This is a genomic window from Acetatifactor muris, from assembly GCF_024623325.1.
In the GTDB taxonomy this organism is placed as follows: Bacteria; Bacillota; Clostridia; order Lachnospirales; family Lachnospiraceae; genus Acetatifactor; species Acetatifactor muris.
The window spans coordinates 54,392-73,148 of the sequence record NZ_JANJZD010000021.1 but is presented as its reverse complement, the minus strand read 5'-3'; the positions used below and the strand labels follow the sequence as shown (position 1 = coordinate 73,148).

Below are 18,757 nucleotides of genomic sequence, written 5' to 3'. Positions count from 1 at the left end.
ATGAGTTATTATAGGCGTAATGCCTGAGTTAAAAGGGAGGATGAAAATAATGTATTGTCATAAATGCGGAGCGCAAATAAAAGAAGGATCAATATTTTGCCACAAATGTGGCGCAAAAGTAGCGAATGGGGATATTCAACCGCAGGACCTAAAAACTACTACAGGAAGAACCAAACAGGAAGAGGAGAGTGTTGGGAAACCGGTATACGAATCATATGCTGCATCTGTTCAGGTAGCTATGCCAACCGAAGGGAATGTTGATTATGGAACTGATTTCAAAGCATTTGTAGACAATCATGTTCAACAGACGACAAAATTTCAATCAGCGGAGGAACTACTTGATAGCCGTGTATCGCAAAAATTCATATGGATATGTTTTGGGATTCCGGCAATTGTAGGTTTTCTGGCAGGCGGACCTTTATTAGCATTGCTGTTCGGACTTTTCTTTGGATACCCGGCAGCACTCCTGACGGATTTTATGAAAGGTTCCCGGGTCAAGGGCTCTATAAAGAAAATCAGTGGCAAAATTGATTCAGATGGGTTGATTCAGTTTCTAAATGGACATTTGAGTTACTTGTCCCCCTATTTCCATGAATGGAACTACATAAATTATAGAGGGGCCGGGGTACAGGGTGCTGTGACTGCACATACACTGAACTCAATCACAGCTTCAGCAGCTAAAGTTGGTACTGGATTTGGGCGAAAGCAAAGGTGCTTTGTTGTGATTTGGATAGAGCCTGATGGAGAAATTTCCGGTTCTAATGGGATGAAATACTATTTTAGCACAGCTATGAAATTCCCCTGGCCGTCAAAGTATATCTGTATGGTTAAAACTACCCCCATACTGCAGGCGGTTATGGAATATTATTTGAAATACAGCGGCATAGAAGGAGGTAATGGAAATGTTTTGTCCTAAGTGTGGTGAAAAGGTACTGGATGGTGCAGAGTTCTGCCAGAAATGCGGCGCGAAATTGATCAAGGATGCCTCTGCGCAGTCAGCAGCATCAAATCCGGCAAGCTTAGTACAGCCGATAGGCAAGACACCAGCGGCTGTCCAGAAGAAAAAGAAATCTAAGAAAGTATTCATTATATTGGCTATCGTATTTGCCTTTATTGTGATACTGATTGTGGCAAATTCTGGGGATATAGAAGAGAGAGGCGAGCAGGCAGAAAAGGATGAGGAATATATAAATTCACAGCAGGATTCTACAAATGTAAAGCTCTCTGAAACTTACACAAATAAAGAAGAAGGGATATCCTTCCAATATCCAAGCGCATGGGTTCCTGTTAATGCAGATCAGTATGGCGAGTGGTTTAATGATTCACAAATACCTTTGGTTGTTTTGGCAAATGAAAATAAAGATATACCTGAGAACAACACTTACGTTTTAGTATCAAAATTTGAAGCGTCCCAAGAAGATGTTGAGTATCTGTTTGGCGATGATGAAGAATTTGCGGAAAGCTTTAAAAATGATGCTGGAACCACATCCGGTGATGATTTAGAAATTAATGAGACATCGGTGGTTGAATTGGACAAAGTACCGGCAAGAATGTTAATGGCGGCTTCAGGGGATACTGTATTTCAAGTATATTTCTATTCTGCAAATTCTAATATATATAGGGTGGAATTTTGCTGGGCTGGAGAAAACCCTGGCAACAACCAAAGGTTTTTTGATGCCATAATAGACAGCTATAAGATTACTGCTGTCGATACCGGCGAAATTGATTCGGCCAATGAAAAGCAAATTGCTGACAATCTGCTCTATAATGGTGTTCCGGTTGATACAATTATGGAGATGAAAGCGGAAGACGTAATTGCCGCTTTCGGTGAGGCAGACGAATATAGTGATGAAAATTTTGTCCAAATCCTGAGCGAAGATGGTGAACGTCTTGTCGCAATGGCTAATTTTGACAGCGCAGGATATGTTTCATATTTTGCTGGAGATCCAGAGAAATTTGAGCTGAATGGCCAGGACCTTAATCATGATTACGATAAGCTGGTCAAAATCTTTGGGCGGGAACCAGATTACGAGGAAACATTTGATTTGCTTGAGGTAAGATGGTTTTTTGACGGTTACAGCATCTTATTAGGATTGGATGAAGATGGATTGCCTGGCAAGACAGAGATTTGGAAGGATAATGCCATGGATTATGAAGGCAGTCAGGCGGAATTAGATCCTGAACTGATGGGAAGATGGAGAGCATATGATGGGAATGCGCTTACTTTGAACGATAACGGAACTGTATCTGAAGTTTTCAGTTTCTGGAACAGCCGTAATCGCAAACCGGACAGCGTTGCCTGGGAAGCATCCAATGGCCGCCTGATACTTACTGCCATTTACAATACTGAATATAAATATGCACTCGGCGAGGGCAAGAGGAGAATCAATGGTGAAGATGTGGTAACGGATGAGTTGAATCTGGACAAATCGCGAATTCCGGAGGCCAGCGAATATGGCTACTATTATCGGGAAAAAACGGGTAGTACTGACCTGACCGGCACATGGATACATAATGACTCGAAGGGGCTTGGTGGAAATATAGAATTTTATGCTGATGGAACTGGCATGATAGGAGACAATCCCCTGACATGGTATGCGGACGAATCAAACCTGTACTATACAGCAGAACAAAAAGCAGCTTTTGATTATACAGTAAGCGGCGATGTATTGACCATATTCTTCTCAGATGGAAGCAGGATGTATACCAAGGTAGGAAACTAAAAAATTTCCGGCTCCGTTTCTGAAAATATGGGAAGAGAAGATGCTGGTACAAATTAGTATAGTAAAATATTCTCTTTAAAGTAAGGAAGAAATTTTATACAAAATATAGGGCCTGGTACGATTCCGGGCCCTTTTTGTGTAGAAAGGAATTTGGCGATAAAATACAGGAGATGGCCACAAGAAATAACTGCCCCTGCAAAAATAAAATTATAATGTCTTATTTTATGCTGTCGGCAAGCTGGAGAATAAAAGTTTTAAATATCTCCCTCTGCTCTTTTGGAAGAATATCCAGTGCATCTCGCACAAGGTTTCCTGTATCTGCTGCTTTCAGGCTGTCCTGCAGCAGATACTCCGGGGAAATTCCGGCAGCATTTACAATTCCTACAAAGGTTTCCAGCTTTGGGGCTTTTACGCCTCTTTCAATATCTGCAAGATACCGTTCGGATATTCCGCATATTTCGGCAAATTCTTTCATTGTCTGTTTTCGTGCTACCCTGCAGGCCCGAAGCCGTTCCCCCATTAAAAGCATATCAAATGTATTTGCCATGATTAACACCTCTCTCAAAATTTGTTCGTACAGCATGAACTAATGGTACATATAAAGTATAGGAAGCATTTGCTAATCCTAAAATGATTCATCAGACGTGATTATTTGCTGATTTATGAACCAATAAATCATAAAATTTTTATAAACTACATGTTTCGACATCTTTTGCATGTCAAATGGTTTATGATTACATCACATAAACTGACAGAACATAAAAATGGTACTAATGAATCATAAGGAGAAAGCATATGAAGATGGAGAAGATACTGAAAAAAGTCGCAAGAGCAAACGGTGTTACTGTAAGAGAAGTAAAGACCGAAATACAGGCTGCAATAAATGAGGCATGGAAAAACCCACCTGATGATGCGGCAGCAGCGTTTCAACGAAAGGTGCCATGTGCGGGAGAAATACCGACATCGGATGAATTTATCCGTTTTATGGTGAATGAAATCCGAATAAACAATCGAATATAAGCATTTATCAGAGCCTTCCTTGGCGGGCATAACAGTTTTCTTAAAAGATGGGAGAGAGAATGCTATGGAGATTACCGCCGCAAAGAAAAACGTCAGATGGATGGAAAAGCGGCTGGACGATACATCGGAGAAGAATTATCTGGTGAATTTTTCTGCACTTTTTACATCATCCTTACTTAAAGCGAAGTTCAAGCAGGAGGTTGATATATGAGAAAGATCAAATATCCAAGAATTGAAAAGAAAGACAGAACCCTGTATGTGACAGGAGACGCACAGGATTGGACATATCAATATACGTGGGAAGACTTAGAGGAATCTTTCAATGATTCTTCCACTGATGCCCATGCAATGAGGAATATTGTATTTAAGAAAGTCCGTACATACTTTAAAGACCATCCCGAAGAAGCGTTGTCTGGCGGCAGATTCAAAGAGGGATGGACGGCGGAAGAAGTAAAGAGACTATGCGAAAACAGCATATGTTGTTAGCAATGGCAGTAACAGGCACATTTATTTTATGAAGGGCGGCATTTTGGAATGGCATTCAAAGATGTACATTGTTGCTGTTGGAAATGAATTTTATCAAGATATTATCACAGAGGGACAGGGGCTTTCGGGCTCCTGTTCTTTTTTGGGTTTTGAAACGGAGGCTGAATGGATGGTAAAAAGAACATATTACAGGGACAGATATAATTGTAACAAAGTGTGGGAAGTGGCGAAACTGAATGGCGGCTATTATTTCCGCCAGTACATATGCGGCAGTCAGATAGGAAGAGGCCTGCGGACTACAAAAAAATTTATCAGTAGCTTAGGCATCCTGGATTTTGAGATAATTACCAGCTTCCCAAATAACCAGGTGAATGACGAAAGGAGCCAAAGGAATGTTCATAAAAGACATTGACTGCACCAGAGATACTCCCGTTGTCTTAGGCTGCGCCGACAAACCGGTATATGGGAAAGGCATCAGGATCACGCCCCGAATAGAAGGCAGGAAAGACAGCGAACATTTCCAGAAAGCATACCTGCCGGAATTACTGCCGCTGGAGGAATATGACCTGATCGTAGTCCTCCTGTCCGGCGGCAAGGATTCCGTAGCCTGCTATTATAAACTGCTGGAGCTTGGCGTGCCAAAAACAAAGATTGAGTTCTGGCATCACGATATTGACGGCGGGCATCCCTCAAGGCGCATGGACTGGCGGTGTACGCAGAATTATGTCAGGGCGCTGGCAGAAGCGGAAAATGTGGATCTGCGTGTCTCCTACCGTGTGAACGGCTTTTTCGGGGAATTATACAGGATCGGGGCATCGGAGCCTGTTGAATGGATTGAGCCTGATACACAGGAAGTGAAGCAGTGCAGGCTTTCCCCAAACTACATTAAATGCCAGAAACTGAAGGAACAAGCCACGGAAGAAATGGAATCCCTGTTAAAAGCATACGGATACAGAATGAAATTTCCCGCAAAGACCGGGGATTTGAGCCGCAGGTGGTGCAGCGCATATTTAAAGATCATGGTTGCTGATTCTGTAATAGCGAACCTGGATAGCCTGGGGGAACTGGAACGGCTGGGAGGGAAATGCCGGAAGTTTCCGGGCAAGGGCAGCATTGGGAATGGAAGATGGTGCAGTGCGCAGCTAAAAAGGGAGGTCGCGGATTCCGTTATAAGGAATATTGACAAGATGGAAGATATTGGAGGAAAGAGGCATAAATTTCCGGCAAAGGGTGGCACGCATCAGGGGCGCTGGTGTTCCGGCAGTTTAAAAGCGGCGGTGCAGGACAGTGTGACAAGCAATTTAGAAAAGACTAGAACGGACAAGAAAATCCTGATTGTCTCAGGCGAACGGCGCGGGGAATCTGCTGGGCGGTCAAGATACAATGAGATGGAGATACACCGCACCAATGCTGAGAAGCGCTCCCACAGGATTGTGCATCAGTGGAGGGCGGTGATTGACTATTCCGAGAAAGATGTCTGGGAAGTATTGAAACGCCATAAGGTAAATCCCCATCCCTGTTACCGTATCGGATGGAACCGGTGCAGCTGCGCTATGTGCATCTTTTCTACGCCGTCACTGTTTGCCGGGATCAGGGAGATATACCCGGAGGAATATGCGTCATTAAGGCAGGATGAAGAGATACTCGGATTTACCCTTGATAATAAAAAGTGCCTGGATGACTTTGTAGGGGATGCAGGATCATGTGTATATTGGGAAGATAAAGCGGCAGTCCGTTCCATACAGACTGGCGTTTTTTCAGTTGGGGATATTTATGTGAAGGAATGGAAATACCCGGCAGGGGCATTCCATGGCGCAGAGGGTGGGCCGTGCTGAGTATGGTACTGTCAGGCAGGATATATTACGACCAATGCCTTCACTGCTATTCTGCCGTATATGAAGGGAATACAGCAATATATTCTATCAATAGCGCCTGAGACATCAGCGTTATCAGACCATGAATGGATGACAGAAAGGAGGGCTACATTGGGGAAACTCAAATTATTTGAAAATATTTTAAAGGCTGCTTCGGCGTTAATCGCTTCCGCCATGTCCATCATCAAATTTATTGGCATCATCGGAAAGATAAAACCGGCAGCTTTGTAGGCTTGCCACAAACCAAAAAGACAGCATACGGCAGGGCAGCCCATGTTGGGGAGCCTTGTTTTGTATGCTCCAAAATATGAGGAGGTGATCAGAACCATGCGGGCAAAGCTGATGAAAATGGAATATTTCGACCTAAAGGCGGAGACACGCCTGGAAACCTATGCGGATACGGTAGTGATTGAGAAAGAAGGAAATGCTTCCCTTATCACGGCAGTCCGGTTCGGAGGGTATCCTGAGAGCGTCAAGGGCATGAGCGACGCTATATATGGGGGCGGTTCCGTGACGGTAGAAATCGACAGTGAACCTGTTATTTTATGCAGCCGTATGAAACAGTACCGCAGGGAGTTATCCCATGACGGCATTTATGCAGAAGCTACCCTGATAATCCGTGACGGGGAAGTGAATGCCGGCAATGGCGGGGAAGAAGACAAAAATGCAGATAAGCCGGACATGCCCCGTAAATGCTACCTGTTCTGCGAGCAGGGCGACAGGGACCGGCTGTTTGAGGAGCTGGACAAGAAAACCGGCGTCCCGCTGATACCGGAATTCAAGGAATATGTGCTGTCAGAATTACAGGACAGGGAGATATTGAAGCCTCTGCAGGTGATTTCCTGCCGGGAGAAGTTTGACGTATGGCTGCTTTCTGTAACGAAGGGTGAGGAGAATGTTATCTCTGTGATGAATGACGGGCTGAAATCCGGCGCTATCGCAATCCCTGGCTCTGATGGAGGAAAATTCCCTGCTGTCCGTTCCGTGACACAGTATCTGGATGCATTTGGGGTTATGATTGCGGAGCGCATCAAGAACCAGTTCCGGCCGCTGTTTGACCCGGCTGTGGAAGCCCTGTCGCCGGAGATACTGGCAGTGAATGGGAACATCAAAAAGAATGCAGGGTACAGCCTGTATGACGCCCAGCTTGCAGTATGCGAGGCGCACAAACGCTGTTTAGAGCGGGGCAAGGCTACCCTGTGCATCGCGGAATGCGGGGCGGGAAAGACAAAGATCGGGCTGGCCGCGCTTCATTCCTACCAGCAGAGAAAAAATGTTGGAGGACGGCCGGAAAAGCATTTCAATATTGTCCTGTGCCCTTCCCATATGACAAAGAAGTGGGTACGGGAAATAGAGGAATCCCTGCCAGATACGTTCGCCGTAGTCATAAACAGCATTACGGAACTGCAGAACGCCTACACTGCATATGAAAGGGACAGTAAAACATGCTATGTGATTATGTCGAAGGAGAAAGCCCGTGACGGCTATATGAAGCGTCCCGCTGTCAGATGGAATGAACGGAGGAAGGCATTTCTCTGCCCTGACTGTAGCCGGACAATAGAAATGGAACTGAGTGACGATGGTTCAAAATACAGGGTTCCGGCAGATGCATTATTCTTCAAGCGGGAAAATAAGCAGAACCACAAGTGCGAACACTGCGGCTCCCTGTTATGGACAGCGCTGCGCCCGGAACAGCAGACGGAATGGGTGAAGGTTTCAAACTTCGGTTTCGTCCACCGCAGGCAGGCTGCCCAGTACCTGAAAGGATTGAAGAAGAAGCCGGCATTGTATGGTGCAGTACAGGCGGTTGCGGATGATCCGGATGGATGCTTTCCCAATACGGGTGCATACAGGAGATTCCCCCTGTCAACTTATATCAAGCGTCATATGCACGGAAAAATAGACGGGCTGATTGTTGACGAACTACACAATTACAACAATAATTCCGGCCAGGGCGATGCTATGGGGGAATTATTTCAGGCGGCAAAGAAAGTAGTTGGAATGACGGCAACGCTTATCAATGGCTACAGCTCCGGCATCTTCCATCTGCTGTACCGTATTTCCCCAGACCTGATGTTGAAGGACGGCAAGTGTTACGATAAGCCCACGGAGTTCAATTCGGAATACGGCGTGACCGAGAGCATCTACGAAGTGGCGGCCCCGGACTACAATTCCAACCGCCGCACATCGAAAAGGAAGCTCAGGGAGCGGCAGCTTCCGGGCGTGTCCCCGCTGGTGTATTCCCGGTTCCTCATGGATTCAGCGGCATTTTTAAGCTTGAATGATATGGGGAAAGACCTGCCTGAATATGAGGAGATTCCCATACAGTTACAGATGAATGAGGATGTGGCACGGGAATACCGCCGTCTGGAGGCTGGATTCAAAAATATCCTGCGTTCTCAGAAGGATATTTCTAAGAAAGTGATGTCCGCTTATTTAGGGCTGCTGACGGTCTATCCTGACCAGCCTTATGGACAGAAGCCAATCCTGCATCCGGTCACCGGCGATGAACTGATTGTGCCGAAAGACACATCCAGCTTTCAGGAACTGCATGAAAAAGATTATTCCGTGCTGGAAGTGGTACAGAAAAAAGTTGAGGAAGGCGGGCGTGTCCTTATCTACACCAGCTGGATCAGGACGGATACCCAGGAAAAACTTTTCAATCTCCTTACAGAAAACGGGTACAGGGTGGGAATCCTGACTGTCGCCGTCCCGCCGAATAAGAGGGAGGAATGGGTGGAAAACCAGGTAAGGGACGGGATTCAGGTATTGATTACCAATCCGAGCCTTGTGGAAACCGGCCTTGATTTAAACGATTTTACCACGATTTATTACTACAACATTTCCTACAACCTGTTTACCCTGCGGCAGTCCTCCAGACGGTCGTGGCGCATCAACCAGAAAGCCCCGCGGGTGGAGGTTTATTTCTCTTATTACGAGGGAACCATGCAGAACCGTGCGGTCAGGCTGATGGCGTCAAAGCTGGCCGTTGCTGGCATTATTGAGGGCAATTTTACGGATGAAGGGCTTGCGGCAATGTCTGACTGTGCGGACATGACAACGGCTTTGGCCCGTGAACTGACACAGGGCATAAAAGATGAAGTGGAGGACTTGGGAGCCGTATTTAAGAAGATGGCAATCCTGAAACCTGTCCAGCCACAAGCTGTGCTTGAAATCACGGATAAAAAGGCAGATATCGGAGTTGCTGCGGAAGATACTGCGGATGTAAATGATGGCTTTGATGATAATACGGTCATCCATGCAGATATGCCAGTATATCAGGGATATTCCAATATCATAGACGATACATCGGAAATGACCATATACAGTACAAATGCGCCGGTTCCAACGGTTGCTCTGCTTTCCTTTGTAAACAGTACCAGACCGGGAAGGGCGGAATGGGATGGAATTGTAAAGGGAACAGACAGTCTGCTGTATGATTTCGCTATGGAATCAATGGCGGCCTGAATGGAACGGCATATTGCTTATGGGAGATATTCTTATATAGCAGGAACATAACCGTATATCTGTCTGATTCTATGATCTGCAAGGGAGCATACAAAAAACATATCAAAACAGCGCTCAGGGAACTTCTCCCGGAGCGCTGTCATTATAAAAAATAAGAAAAGGAGCAAATGAATATGGAAAACATGGAAAACAACAACTTATTTGACCTGGGGAGCGCACCTGTAGCCGAGGATTTTGACCCGTTTGCAATGGATGAGGAATTACTTGAGGAGGGAACTGCTGTTAAAAATGATGCTGGGGAAAGTGCTTCTGCCCAGCAGCCGAAAGCGGACAGCACAGCCTCCAAACAGGCAGAGAAGGAATCCAAGGAATCAGTGGCAAAGGCTCTTGTTCCGGAGGCTGGAAATGCGCCGAAATCCAAACCTGCGAAAGCAGAGCCGAACCTGGAGGAAAAGCCGCCTGTATTCGCCTATGCGGGTGCAACGGAGACGATTAGCGATACTTCCATGACCTTTGATGAACTGCGTATTGAGAAAGCTGGTGATTTCCCGGAACTGGATGACGGCAAGCGGGTGTCATGGACGGTGGAGTACGGCAAGATTACCAAAAGCGTTGCCGACCCGAAGGGAACCAGTATCGGCAAAATGAAATCGGACATGGAAGCATCCAAGGAGTTCCTTGACAGCTTGAAGAAAGCGAAGGACAAGAATCCGGTCTGCAAGGCAAAGCCCCGCGTTACCGCCCAGAGCAAAGGCACAGCGGCAGAGTACAAAGGCGTGTTTGCTACGCTGGAGGAGGCTGAGGAAGCCGGGAAAGTGATTTCCATCGTACCGTCCCGTGACGGCAGGGTGTATGAGATCCGGGATACAGAGATGGGGAGGTTTGTCACAACGGCGGCCGGATGCGACATGCTTTCTGAGGTTCGGGCAGGGTTCACTCCTGCCCTGCCCCGTATCCCGCTGAAGCTGACGATGCAGGTATTTGCTTTCTTCCGCCATTATATCAGCAATGATTCTGAGAGCGAAGCGTTGCTCAATATCTACTGGGATAAGGAAAAACAGGAATTTATAGCCGATGCGCCGGAGCAGGTTGTGACGGAAGTTTCCGTGGAGGGCCGGATCAGCGAGAAATATATGTGCGACCGCTATATCCATTACATGGATATCCATTCCCATAACCGGATGGACGCATTCTTCTCTACGATTGACGACCATGACGAGAGGGCGACCAGGCTGTACACGGTGGTCGGAAGGATGGACAGCCCTGTGCCGGAAATCAGGACACGGATTTCCAATGGGGGAAAGTTCCTGGATATCGACCCTGCGGAAGTCTTTGAGCTGATGGAGGAGCCGTATCCGGACGAGTGGGAGGAGCATGTGGAGGTGAAAAAACACCATAAAAAAATGATCCATAAAGCGGCTTCCAAATGCGGGAAGCTGGGGAAAAAGCTCAGGAAGAAGGTGGGTATCTTATGAGGTTCGCTCTTGAGAGGCCTGTGAAAATCGTCATGCTTGGGGCAGGCGGGACAGGAGGGCATATTGCGCCGCATTTGTACAGGCTGCTCCATGCCCTTGACCGGCCTGTGAAAGTAATCATTGCTGACGGCGATCTTGTTGAGGAGAAAAACCTTGTCCGGCAGAACTTCATAGCCGCCGACCTTGGGAAGAATAAGGCGCAGGTACTGGCGGAACGCTATGCTTCCGCTTTTGGCATGGAAGCGCAGTACATTCCGGAATTTGTTGAAAGTGAGGAAATGCTTTCAGAACTGGTAAAGCCGGAGAGCCGCCCTGTGTGGATGGATTCCGAAAAATATCCGCAGGAACTGCCTATCTTGATCGGCGCTGTGGATAACAACAGAAGCCGCCAGCTCTGCCATCAGGTATTTCGGAAATCAGAGGAGCTGGTCTATATTGACAGCGGCAACGGGGAATACACCGGGCAGGTGGTATGTGGGATACGCCGTGGGGGAAGGACCTCCTATAAGCCCGTCGGGGAGGTTTATCCCGATGTGCTGGACAGGACCGATAAATTTCCTACGGAACTGTCATGTGCGGAGGCGGCGGTATCCGCTCCCCAGAGCATTACGGCAAATATCATGGCGGCTGCGGCTGTTGTGGCATACATCTATAACATTCTTGTCTTGGGCAGCATCGAGGTAAAGAACGTCACATTTTCCACAAGGACGGTGAACCTGAAGCCTGTTCTGTCAGGGAAAAGAAAGGAACCGGAGAATCAAAAAAGAAAGGCGGCATAAAAGATGTCAATACAATCACAGAAAAAAAACATGAAAACCATACATGGCCTCGTATCGCAGAATCTGGGATACATTTTCGGTGATCGGGAAAGTGGGCCGAATGGCGCAAAAAAACAGTTCCATACAAAGTCGGCAGTATTTTTACGTGCCCTTGGGAGGGATTTGGGCTTTCAGGATTTTAAAGTAACGAATAACTATGGCGGCATTGCCGTATCCGGGGAGATTACCCTTATGGGCATGTGGAGCAAAGGGAATGGTCTGTATCTTCAGCTGTTTCAGTCCTCTATGGGCCGGCAGTCATTTTTATATAGGCAGATTTCCCATATGAAAGATTACACCGGAGAGAGAAACCAGTGGCTTCCGGCAGATATGTTCGCTTCCGGGAAATATGCGGAGCTGGTGGACATACTGCTGGCATTGCGGAAACCGTCAAAGGAGGAGGCAGAGTATGCAGCATGATGAAGAAAACGGCGGGCAGCATTACGCCCTTGTAAAACTGGAAGAATCCGCCCGCGCTGTCAGGCAGGCCGTCAATGAGCTTCCGGTACTGCGCAGGCGTATGGAAAAATATAAGGAAAACAGGGCAAAAGCCCGTGAAGCATACAATGACCTGAAACAGCAGCAGGGTAGGGTACTGTCAGCCCTGCGTTATGCGGCGCTGTCTTTGCTTGAGATGGAGCTGGCGCAGATGGCGGATTATTCCGTAAAATTGAGTGAGTCCGTAAAGGCATTTAACCTCATGACGCCGGATTATACAAGGCTGTGCGGGTTCCTGTCTGATTATCTGGAAAAACTGCCCCTTGCAGGAAATACCGAAGCAAAGACCACCAGCGCTGCGGTCATCGGACATCTGATGGCAGGCGTTAAGATGGGCTATTATCCTACGGATCTGGAGCATGTCAGGTATCTGACTCACGGCATTGAATTTCCAGAGGAGGTTACAGCAAACCTGCTGGACCCGTGCTGCGGCTGCGGGCTAGCGCTGCATACGCTGGCAGAGGGGAAGAATTGTAAGACCTACGGAGTGGAGCTTGACAGGCACAGAGCGGAGGAGTCACTGGCACGGCTGGACCGTGTCGGTTTCGGTTCTTATTTCCGTTCCCGGATCAGTAATGAAGCGTTCCATCTTATGCTGCTGAATCCGCCGTATTTGTCAGTAATGACAGAGGGAGGGGCAAATACCCGGAATGAGAAAAGATTTCTGGTTGATTCCCTTTCCCATCTGCTTTACGGCGGGTTATTAATCTACATTATCCCTTATTATCGACTGACACCTGACATATGCCGAATTTTGTGTGATAATTTTGAGGATTTGACGGTATGGAAATTTACAGGCGGCGAGTTCCAGAGATTCAAGCAGGCAGCTGTCCTGGGTATCCGCAGGAAACGGCAGGATGGTTCTGAGAAGGCTGCAGGGCTTTCATCCCTGGCGTTCCAGCCTGATCAGTTGCCGGAACTTACGGAACTGCCGGAGAACCGTTACACCCTTCCCGATGTGGCAAAGAAAGTGGAACTGTTCAAGGGCGCCGAGTTTAATGTGGCGGAGTTGGCGGAACAGATGAAGAAATCAACCAGCTTTTCCAGGATGTTTGAGAAGAACAAGCTGGACTGCGGCGAAAAGCGGCCTCTCCTGCCCCTGAATCTTGGGCAGGTCGGCCTGATCGGCGGTTCCGGGCTGATCAACGGCCTGGTGGAATGTGATACGCCGCATATCATCAAAGGGCGCATTATAAAAGAAACCAGTGTCAGCAGTGAAGAAAATCTGAACAGCAGGGGCGACCTGACTTCAACGACGGTCCACGAAACACGCTCCAACAAGATGATATTCAACCTGCTGACCCCGCAGGGGTTCCTGTCCCTTTCGGATTATGGAGGAAATGCGGACACAGAAAATGACAGCGATAACAACAGGGACGTGGTTCCGGGCAGAATATCAGCAGGGATAAAATCCAGAGTGCCGTTAGGCAGGGTTGTCATTACAGCCCATGCACAGGATATTTTATCGAGTGCGGATATCAATGCCGGCCTTTCCCGCCACCAGTCCGGCGACTGGGGCGAGGTCAGCAGGTCCGACTGGCGTGCGAATGACGGTGCGCTGAAATCTGGGGAACGCATCCTGTCCGCCTATACCGGTAAAGGCGGCAAGCATTTCTGGATCATTACCGAGTCCGACCGGTCACATACAACGGTGATGATGCCGGAAGATTATTAAAAAATATGGAGGAAAAGCAATGGTTACGGTAAGTGTAAAACAGCTTGTGTTCGCGATTGAGGAGGCGGATGCTTTTAAGCTACCCGATATGAACAGGGGCACCCGGTATCTTTATGAGAGGATTTACGGGCGGCTGTCAGAAGGCAGGGATGTCCGTCTGTCGGAAGTGGATTTCGGCAGTTTTGAAGTGGACGACATAGATTCCATACGGGAGCTGTATTCAGAAACCTTGGAGGAAAATGTAAGGAAGGCGGATTCGCTGGCACATATTTTACAGAATATACCGCCGCATACTGCCGTTTCCGCATTTGTATAGAGGTGCGGCGTATGGTCATAGACGGGTTTGATGAAATACTGAATACCCTTTACATCGCCAAAAGGCTCTATGATATGGGCAGGTATGAGGTGGCAGAGGCGAACTTCTTTGACACGGTGGATTATGATGTCTATTACGAAAATATGTACGGGCTGATAGAAAATATCTTTGAAAGCTATTACTGCCAGTATTATGAAAGGCATGGCATGGAAATCCATGTGCTGTCAGACCCGGTGATCGTCGATTTCTGCCTACTGGCAGGCGAGTATGGCAAAGCCCATAAAATTCCTGATGGGCAGAATCCGTATATCCAGGAGGCAAGACAGAAAATAGGGAGGCACTTAAATTTCTCATACTGCCTGGACTGGAGGTTCATGGTGCATACGGAACCGAAACGCCCGTTCCACAGCAGGATCGGCATATTTATCTATCAGGATGACTATGTTGACCTGGGGTGGCTGGCCTACGGGCTGGTTGAAATCTATGAATGGTTTTCGGATGCCTGTATGCGGCTGAGGGATATTCTGCAGAAAAAGAAAGCAGACATTGTACAGCTTCCGGGAGAGGAGGTGAAGGCGGCATGAGTGAAACGGTCATCCGGATCAGCGATGACGGCAGGGTTATGGTTGAGCGGGATTCAGGGGGCATTAAGAACTTCAAACAGATTGCCCCGGATACTTTAGTAAAATGTATTGATAAGAGCATGGTCCGAGGGGCTGTCCGTACCGGGCTGCTCCCGAAGGGCTGTATATCGGCCAGCATATATGATGACGGGAGCAGGGGCGTTGTGCTGCTCTACACGGAAGACAGGGCGGATATCAGTTATTTTGGCACGGAATATAAAAACTTTCCCCTGCCGCATCTGGTATTCGGGTTCAGGCTTTCGGCAGAAGGGCGCATAAGTGGCTGCAGGCTTGGCGTAGTGGAAAACGATGGCAGGTTAAAGCCGGATACAAAGATGTTCCATTACCCGCTGTCAAATGTCAGCGGCTTCTATCTCTGCACAGGGAATAATACATTTCCAAAATGTGAAAGCCTGCATACCCTGGCAAGCCTGCCCTACTATATTATGGCGATGCCGAACAACAATGACCACTTTAACCATTCTCTGAATAAGCCGGGGCTGGAAATGCGGGATCTGCTGGAACTGTTAAAGGACAAGGAACCGGCATTTTATTACAGTGACGTGCTGATACCAAGCGGGAGGGTTTTGAATGATTTCATAGAAGGAAGGAGCAGTTGATACGGATATGTTTACAGCAAAAGCAATGATACACAGCCTGAAGGCACAGGATGAGGCGGTGATACTGCACGAGAAAGGCAGCAACGATGTTATCGCCGAGTATAAAGGGAAACGCTGTACGGCGATATACAATCCGTTTGTCGGATTATTCTACGTTGACGATATTTACGGCATACTGCCGGATCAACACAGATGCCCTGTATGTGGGGAATATGTAGCTTAACCAATAGAAATTTTGACCAAAGGAAGGAGATTAAAAAGCATGAATTATGAGGAAATCATCAGGCGGCTGCGTGAGCCGTTCAATGGCAGGGAGATTGAGTGGAAGATCCAGGTTACTTCACAGGATAAGCAGAGGGGGATGGCCGTGGCTTATATGGATGCCCGTGCTGTCCAGAAAAGACTGGATGAAACAGTCGGGCCGTTCAACTGGAAAAACGTATACTCCCTGTGGCATGACAATTCCCAGATTTGCGGCATCAGTATCTTTTATGATGAACGGAAGGAGTGGGTGACAAAATTTGACGGTGCGGAGAACAGCGATTTTGAGCCGATCAAGGGCGGACTGTCGGATTCCTTCAAGCGTGCCGCAAGTGTCTGGGGCATCGGGCGCTACCTATATGAGATGGAAGGGGTATGGGTGGAGATTGAAGCCCGTGGCAGATCCTTTGTGATCAAACAGAATGAATATGTCAGGCTGGAGAGGGAATACAATGCCATGCTGAACAGGATATTCGGAGCAAGGCCTGCCCAGCAGGGAAATCCTTCCGGGCAGGCACCGGCGGCGAATACCAGACAGACACAGGCAGCATCTGTATCAAATGCAAGGCAGGCGCAGACAGCATCCGCAGCAAATGCCAGACAGACGCAGGCAGCGCCAGCGGCAAACAGCAGACAGGCACAGGCTGCGCAGGCAACGAATACAGAAGCGAATGCAGGACGGGCTGCGGCATCCCCGGCTTATGATTATCAAGTCCGTTCTATCAGGCCGTCAGGGAAATCCAGCCAGTTTTTGGAGATGGTTGACCGGAGAGGCAGTGTGGTGAAAGCTTACATCAGGGCTACAGACCAGTCGATTAAGGCGGGCGCCTGCCTTAATAACGTGCAGATTGAGAAAAAGAATGGGAACTACGGCGAGTACAATCTCATCAGCGCCTACCAGCTGGCGGCATAAACGATGATCCGGAGAGGGGCGTGACATCCCCTCTCCTTTTGAAAGGAATGACAGCATTTATGAAGAAGATGAATGGTTTTACGATTACAAGGCTGGCCCTTACCGGATTCAAATGCTTTGAAGATACCGTTGCCTTTGACTTTGGGGATATGACTTTCATTACGGCTTCCAACGGGCAGGGGAAATCAAGCATTGCCGACGCGATAGCTTTTGCGTTTGTGGGCACGCCTTTCTTTGGCGACAAGGGACTGGACCGGCTGCAGAATAAGAATATGCAGGAAATGACGGTAAGCGTGGATTTTGTGGATGATAAAGGGAAATCCCATAACCTGACTAGGACAAGGAAACGTGACACGGCGATCGCCTATGACGGGATTACTGTCAGGCAGTCAGATTTAAACAAGGTTTTTGGGGGAAAGGATGTGTTCCTCTCCATCCTGAATCCCTTATATTTTATTAATGTGCTTGGCGAGAGTGGAAAAGGGATGCTTGAAAAGCTCCTGCCGGTTGTAAAGCATGAGGACGTAATGGAGGCACTACCCACATCCTCACAGGAGATTCTGGCAGATAAATCCCTACTTTCACCGGAGGTGTTCATCAAAAACCGGAGGAGCGAACTGAAAGAACTGAATGACACGCTTATCAGTTACAGGGGGCAGAAGGAGCTTCAGGATTTCCAGCGTGAGGAACGCACTGCGAAACTGGAGGAACTGAAAGCGTCCGTTGATGATATTTCCTCCGAAATGGAAGAACTTTCTATGATCCGTGATGAAGGACGGAATCCGGAGGAAGAAAAAGGGACGTTGGAAGAACTGCGCAGACAGCGGGCAGCCCTGCTCTCTGAGGCATCAGACAGCAATGAGGACAAAGCCATGCAGGAGCTTTTGAGAGAGATAAAAGAGACGGAAAAATCCATAGCAAAGCAGTCTGCACAGCAGTACCAGTCATCCTTTACGGCACAGATTGCTGAAGCGGAGGCGCGGCTTAATGCTCTGCGAGGAGAATTTAACAGGCAGAAAAATGCGTTCGTGGATATTGTATCAGGACATCCGTGTCCGGTATGCGGTACGGTGGTGACGGAGGAAAATGCCGAAGCCGTGAGGGAAGAAATGCAGAAAAAGCTGTCGGCGATTGTTGATGAGGGAAATCCGATAAAAAGTATCCTGATTGCCGCCAGAGCAGATGAAAATGCTGCAAGGGAGGCATTTGACAAGCAGAAAGCAGAGTCGCTCGAAAAGGAAAATAATAAACTGTCAGAACTGAACCAGCGTCTTCAGGAGATGAATGTCGCAAGGGAGCTGGACAGGGAGGATTATTCTGATAGGCTTTCGGAGCTTGAAAACAGGATCAGTGAACAGGAAAACAGTATCAGGAATGGCGGATGGTCAGAAGAACAGTCCGGGCAGTTCAGTGAGCTGTGCGGAAAGAAGAAAGAGATTGAAGCACAGATGAAAGCTCTGGGCAGCACGGAGGAGTATGATTACGAAGGGCTGATTGCAGAGACGGAGACAGAGATTGCCCAGACAAAAAGGCTGATAAACGAAGCCATCCTGTATATGGCAAAGCGCGTGGAGCTGATGTTAGATGGGTTAAAGATGGGCAGTACCGAGATTGTGCTTACGGAGCTTGTGAAAAGTACCGGGGAGATCAAGGATTGCTTCCGCTTTTCCTATGAGGGGCGGGAATACAAATGCCTGTCCCTGTCGGAGCAGGTGCGTGCCGGGCTGGATGCCGCAATGCTGATCCAGAGGCTTTCCGGGCGGAATTATCCGATATTTGTGGATAACGGGGAAAGTATCTGTACTTTCGGAAAGTCGAAGCCCTCCAGCCAGGTGATGGTTGCTAGGGTTGTCAACGGACAGACGCTGCAGGTCACGTATAGAAATAGAGATGGCGTGGAGCAGAGAAAAGCGGCATAATTAAAGGGAAGAAAGGCTGTCCCTAAACGGTCGTTATTGGGGCGGGTTTTTAGAGGATAGAATGCTTC

The 18,757-nt window shown here is 47.9% G+C and carries 19 protein-coding genes; 18 read left to right on the top strand and 1 reads right to left on the bottom strand.

The window, feature by feature from the left end; genetic code table 11:
* Positions 1-49 precede the first annotated feature (49 nt).
* Complete coding sequence (locus NSB25_RS18850) at positions 50-916, top strand: zinc ribbon domain-containing protein (protein ID WP_172455214.1); 867 nt, start codon at positions 50-52, stop codon at positions 914-916.
* Positions 903-2,723 (top strand): PsbP-related protein, encoded by a 1,821-nt coding sequence (locus tag NSB25_RS18845; protein WP_172455213.1) that lies wholly within the window; start codon positions 903-905, stop codon positions 2,721-2,723. The genes NSB25_RS18850 and NSB25_RS18845 overlap by 14 nt, the downstream gene beginning before the upstream one ends.
* 217 nt (positions 2,724-2,940) lie before the next feature.
* Here the strand turns inward: NSB25_RS18845 and NSB25_RS18840 are convergent, their stop codons facing one another.
* Positions 2,941-3,270: a helix-turn-helix domain-containing protein gene (locus tag NSB25_RS18840; protein WP_172455212.1), complete on the bottom strand. Its 330-nt coding sequence runs from the start codon at positions 3,268-3,270 to the stop codon at positions 2,941-2,943.
* A 248-nt stretch (positions 3,271-3,518) separates the two neighbouring features.
* Here NSB25_RS18840 and NSB25_RS18835 point away from each other — a divergent pair, with 248 nt between their 5' ends.
* From NSB25_RS18835 to NSB25_RS18760, 16 genes are all read left to right on the top strand, one after another.
* Positions 3,519-3,743, top strand: a complete 225-nt coding sequence (locus NSB25_RS18835; RefSeq protein ID WP_103241270.1) for a sporulation initiation factor Spo0A C-terminal domain-containing protein — start codon at positions 3,519-3,521, stop codon at positions 3,741-3,743.
* A gap of 64 nt (positions 3,744-3,807) precedes the next feature.
* A complete protein-coding gene (locus NSB25_RS18830) occupies positions 3,808-3,954 on the top strand; it encodes a hypothetical protein (RefSeq protein WP_172455211.1) in 147 nt (48 codons plus the stop codon).
* Positions 3,951-4,229: a hypothetical protein gene (locus NSB25_RS18825; RefSeq protein ID WP_103241269.1), complete on the top strand. Its 279-nt coding sequence runs from the start codon at positions 3,951-3,953 to the stop codon at positions 4,227-4,229. Before NSB25_RS18830 ends, NSB25_RS18825 begins: the two co-directional genes overlap by 4 nt.
* 169 nt (positions 4,230-4,398) lie before the next feature.
* Positions 4,399-4,641 carry a hypothetical protein gene (locus tag NSB25_RS18820; RefSeq protein ID WP_103241291.1) on the top strand — a complete coding sequence of 81 codons (243 nt, stop codon included), beginning with the start codon at positions 4,399-4,401 and terminating at the stop codon, positions 4,639-4,641.
* Complete coding sequence (locus NSB25_RS18815) at positions 4,622-6,064, top strand: phosphoadenosine phosphosulfate reductase domain-containing protein (RefSeq protein WP_103241268.1); 1,443 nt, start codon at positions 4,622-4,624, stop codon at positions 6,062-6,064. The genes NSB25_RS18820 and NSB25_RS18815 overlap by 20 nt, the downstream gene beginning before the upstream one ends.
* Positions 6,065-6,394: 330 nt before the next feature.
* Entirely contained in the window at positions 6,395-9,571 is a 3,177-nt protein-coding gene (locus NSB25_RS18810) for a helicase-related protein (protein WP_172455210.1), read from the top strand.
* Positions 9,572-9,744: 173 nt separating this feature from the next.
* Positions 9,745-11,046, top strand: a complete 1,302-nt coding sequence (locus NSB25_RS18805) for a hypothetical protein (RefSeq protein WP_146040130.1) — start codon at positions 9,745-9,747, stop codon at positions 11,044-11,046.
* Entirely contained in the window at positions 11,043-11,825 is a 783-nt protein-coding gene (locus tag NSB25_RS18800; RefSeq protein WP_103241265.1) for a ThiF family adenylyltransferase, read from the top strand. The genes NSB25_RS18805 and NSB25_RS18800 overlap by 4 nt, the downstream gene beginning before the upstream one ends.
* 162 nt (positions 11,826-11,987) lie before the next feature.
* The gene (locus NSB25_RS18795; RefSeq protein ID WP_172455209.1) at positions 11,988-12,284 is read left to right on the top strand and encodes a hypothetical protein; all 297 of its coding nucleotides are present in this window, start codon (positions 11,988-11,990) and stop codon (positions 12,282-12,284) included.
* Complete coding sequence (locus NSB25_RS18790) at positions 12,274-14,037, top strand: DUF6094 domain-containing protein (RefSeq protein WP_207656182.1); 1,764 nt, start codon at positions 12,274-12,276, stop codon at positions 14,035-14,037. The genes NSB25_RS18795 and NSB25_RS18790 overlap by 11 nt, the downstream gene beginning before the upstream one ends.
* A gap of 19 nt (positions 14,038-14,056) precedes the next feature.
* Positions 14,057-14,353, top strand: coding sequence for a hypothetical protein (locus NSB25_RS18785; protein WP_103241263.1), 297 nt, complete (start codon positions 14,057-14,059; stop codon positions 14,351-14,353).
* Positions 14,354-14,364: 11 nt separating this feature from the next.
* Entirely contained in the window at positions 14,365-14,937 is a 573-nt protein-coding gene (locus NSB25_RS18780; RefSeq protein ID WP_103241262.1) for a hypothetical protein, read from the top strand.
* Complete coding sequence (locus NSB25_RS18775; RefSeq protein WP_103241261.1) at positions 14,934-15,596, top strand: hypothetical protein; 663 nt, start codon at positions 14,934-14,936, stop codon at positions 15,594-15,596. Before NSB25_RS18780 ends, NSB25_RS18775 begins: the two co-directional genes overlap by 4 nt.
* Before the next feature lie 7 nt (positions 15,597-15,603).
* Complete coding sequence (locus tag NSB25_RS18770; protein ID WP_103241260.1) at positions 15,604-15,819, top strand: hypothetical protein; 216 nt, start codon at positions 15,604-15,606, stop codon at positions 15,817-15,819.
* A gap of 39 nt (positions 15,820-15,858) precedes the next feature.
* On the top strand, positions 15,859-16,770 hold the full coding sequence (locus NSB25_RS18765) for a Rad52/Rad22 family DNA repair protein (RefSeq protein WP_103241259.1): 912 nt from the start codon (positions 15,859-15,861) through the stop codon (positions 16,768-16,770).
* A gap of 59 nt (positions 16,771-16,829) precedes the next feature.
* Complete coding sequence (locus tag NSB25_RS18760) at positions 16,830-18,689, top strand: AAA family ATPase (RefSeq protein ID WP_172455208.1); 1,860 nt, start codon at positions 16,830-16,832, stop codon at positions 18,687-18,689.
* Positions 18,690-18,757: the final 68 nt, after the last annotated feature.

Bases quoted from the DNA above. Each gene is read 5' to 3' on its own strand.
- NSB25_RS18850 (WP_172455214.1), top strand. From the start codon at position 50: ATGTATTGTCATAAATGCGGAGCGCAAATAAAAGAAGGATCAATATTT.
- NSB25_RS18845 (WP_172455213.1), top strand. From the start codon at position 903: ATGTTTTGTCCTAAGTGTGGTGAAAAGGTACTGGATGGTGCAGAGTTC.
- NSB25_RS18840 (WP_172455212.1), bottom strand. From the start codon at position 3,270: ATGGCAAATACATTTGATATGCTTTTAATGGGGGAACGGCTTCGGGCC.
- NSB25_RS18835 (WP_103241270.1), top strand. From the start codon at position 3,519: ATGAAGATGGAGAAGATACTGAAAAAAGTCGCAAGAGCAAACGGTGTT.
- NSB25_RS18830 (WP_172455211.1), top strand. From the start codon at position 3,808: ATGGAGATTACCGCCGCAAAGAAAAACGTCAGATGGATGGAAAAGCGG.
- NSB25_RS18825 (WP_103241269.1), top strand. From the start codon at position 3,951: ATGAGAAAGATCAAATATCCAAGAATTGAAAAGAAAGACAGAACCCTG.
- NSB25_RS18820 (WP_103241291.1), top strand. From the start codon at position 4,399: ATGGTAAAAAGAACATATTACAGGGACAGATATAATTGTAACAAAGTG.
- NSB25_RS18815 (WP_103241268.1), top strand. From the start codon at position 4,622: ATGTTCATAAAAGACATTGACTGCACCAGAGATACTCCCGTTGTCTTA.
- NSB25_RS18805 (WP_146040130.1), top strand. From the start codon at position 9,745: ATGGAAAACATGGAAAACAACAACTTATTTGACCTGGGGAGCGCACCT.
- NSB25_RS18800 (WP_103241265.1), top strand. From the start codon at position 11,043: ATGAGGTTCGCTCTTGAGAGGCCTGTGAAAATCGTCATGCTTGGGGCA.
- NSB25_RS18790 (WP_207656182.1), top strand. From the start codon at position 12,274: ATGCAGCATGATGAAGAAAACGGCGGGCAGCATTACGCCCTTGTAAAA.
- NSB25_RS18785 (WP_103241263.1), top strand. From the start codon at position 14,057: ATGGTTACGGTAAGTGTAAAACAGCTTGTGTTCGCGATTGAGGAGGCG.
- NSB25_RS18780 (WP_103241262.1), top strand. From the start codon at position 14,365: ATGGTCATAGACGGGTTTGATGAAATACTGAATACCCTTTACATCGCC.
- NSB25_RS18775 (WP_103241261.1), top strand. From the start codon at position 14,934: ATGAGTGAAACGGTCATCCGGATCAGCGATGACGGCAGGGTTATGGTT.
- NSB25_RS18770 (WP_103241260.1), top strand. From the start codon at position 15,604: ATGTTTACAGCAAAAGCAATGATACACAGCCTGAAGGCACAGGATGAG.
- NSB25_RS18765 (WP_103241259.1), top strand. From the start codon at position 15,859: ATGAATTATGAGGAAATCATCAGGCGGCTGCGTGAGCCGTTCAATGGC.
- NSB25_RS18760 (WP_172455208.1), top strand. From the start codon at position 16,830: ATGAAGAAGATGAATGGTTTTACGATTACAAGGCTGGCCCTTACCGGA.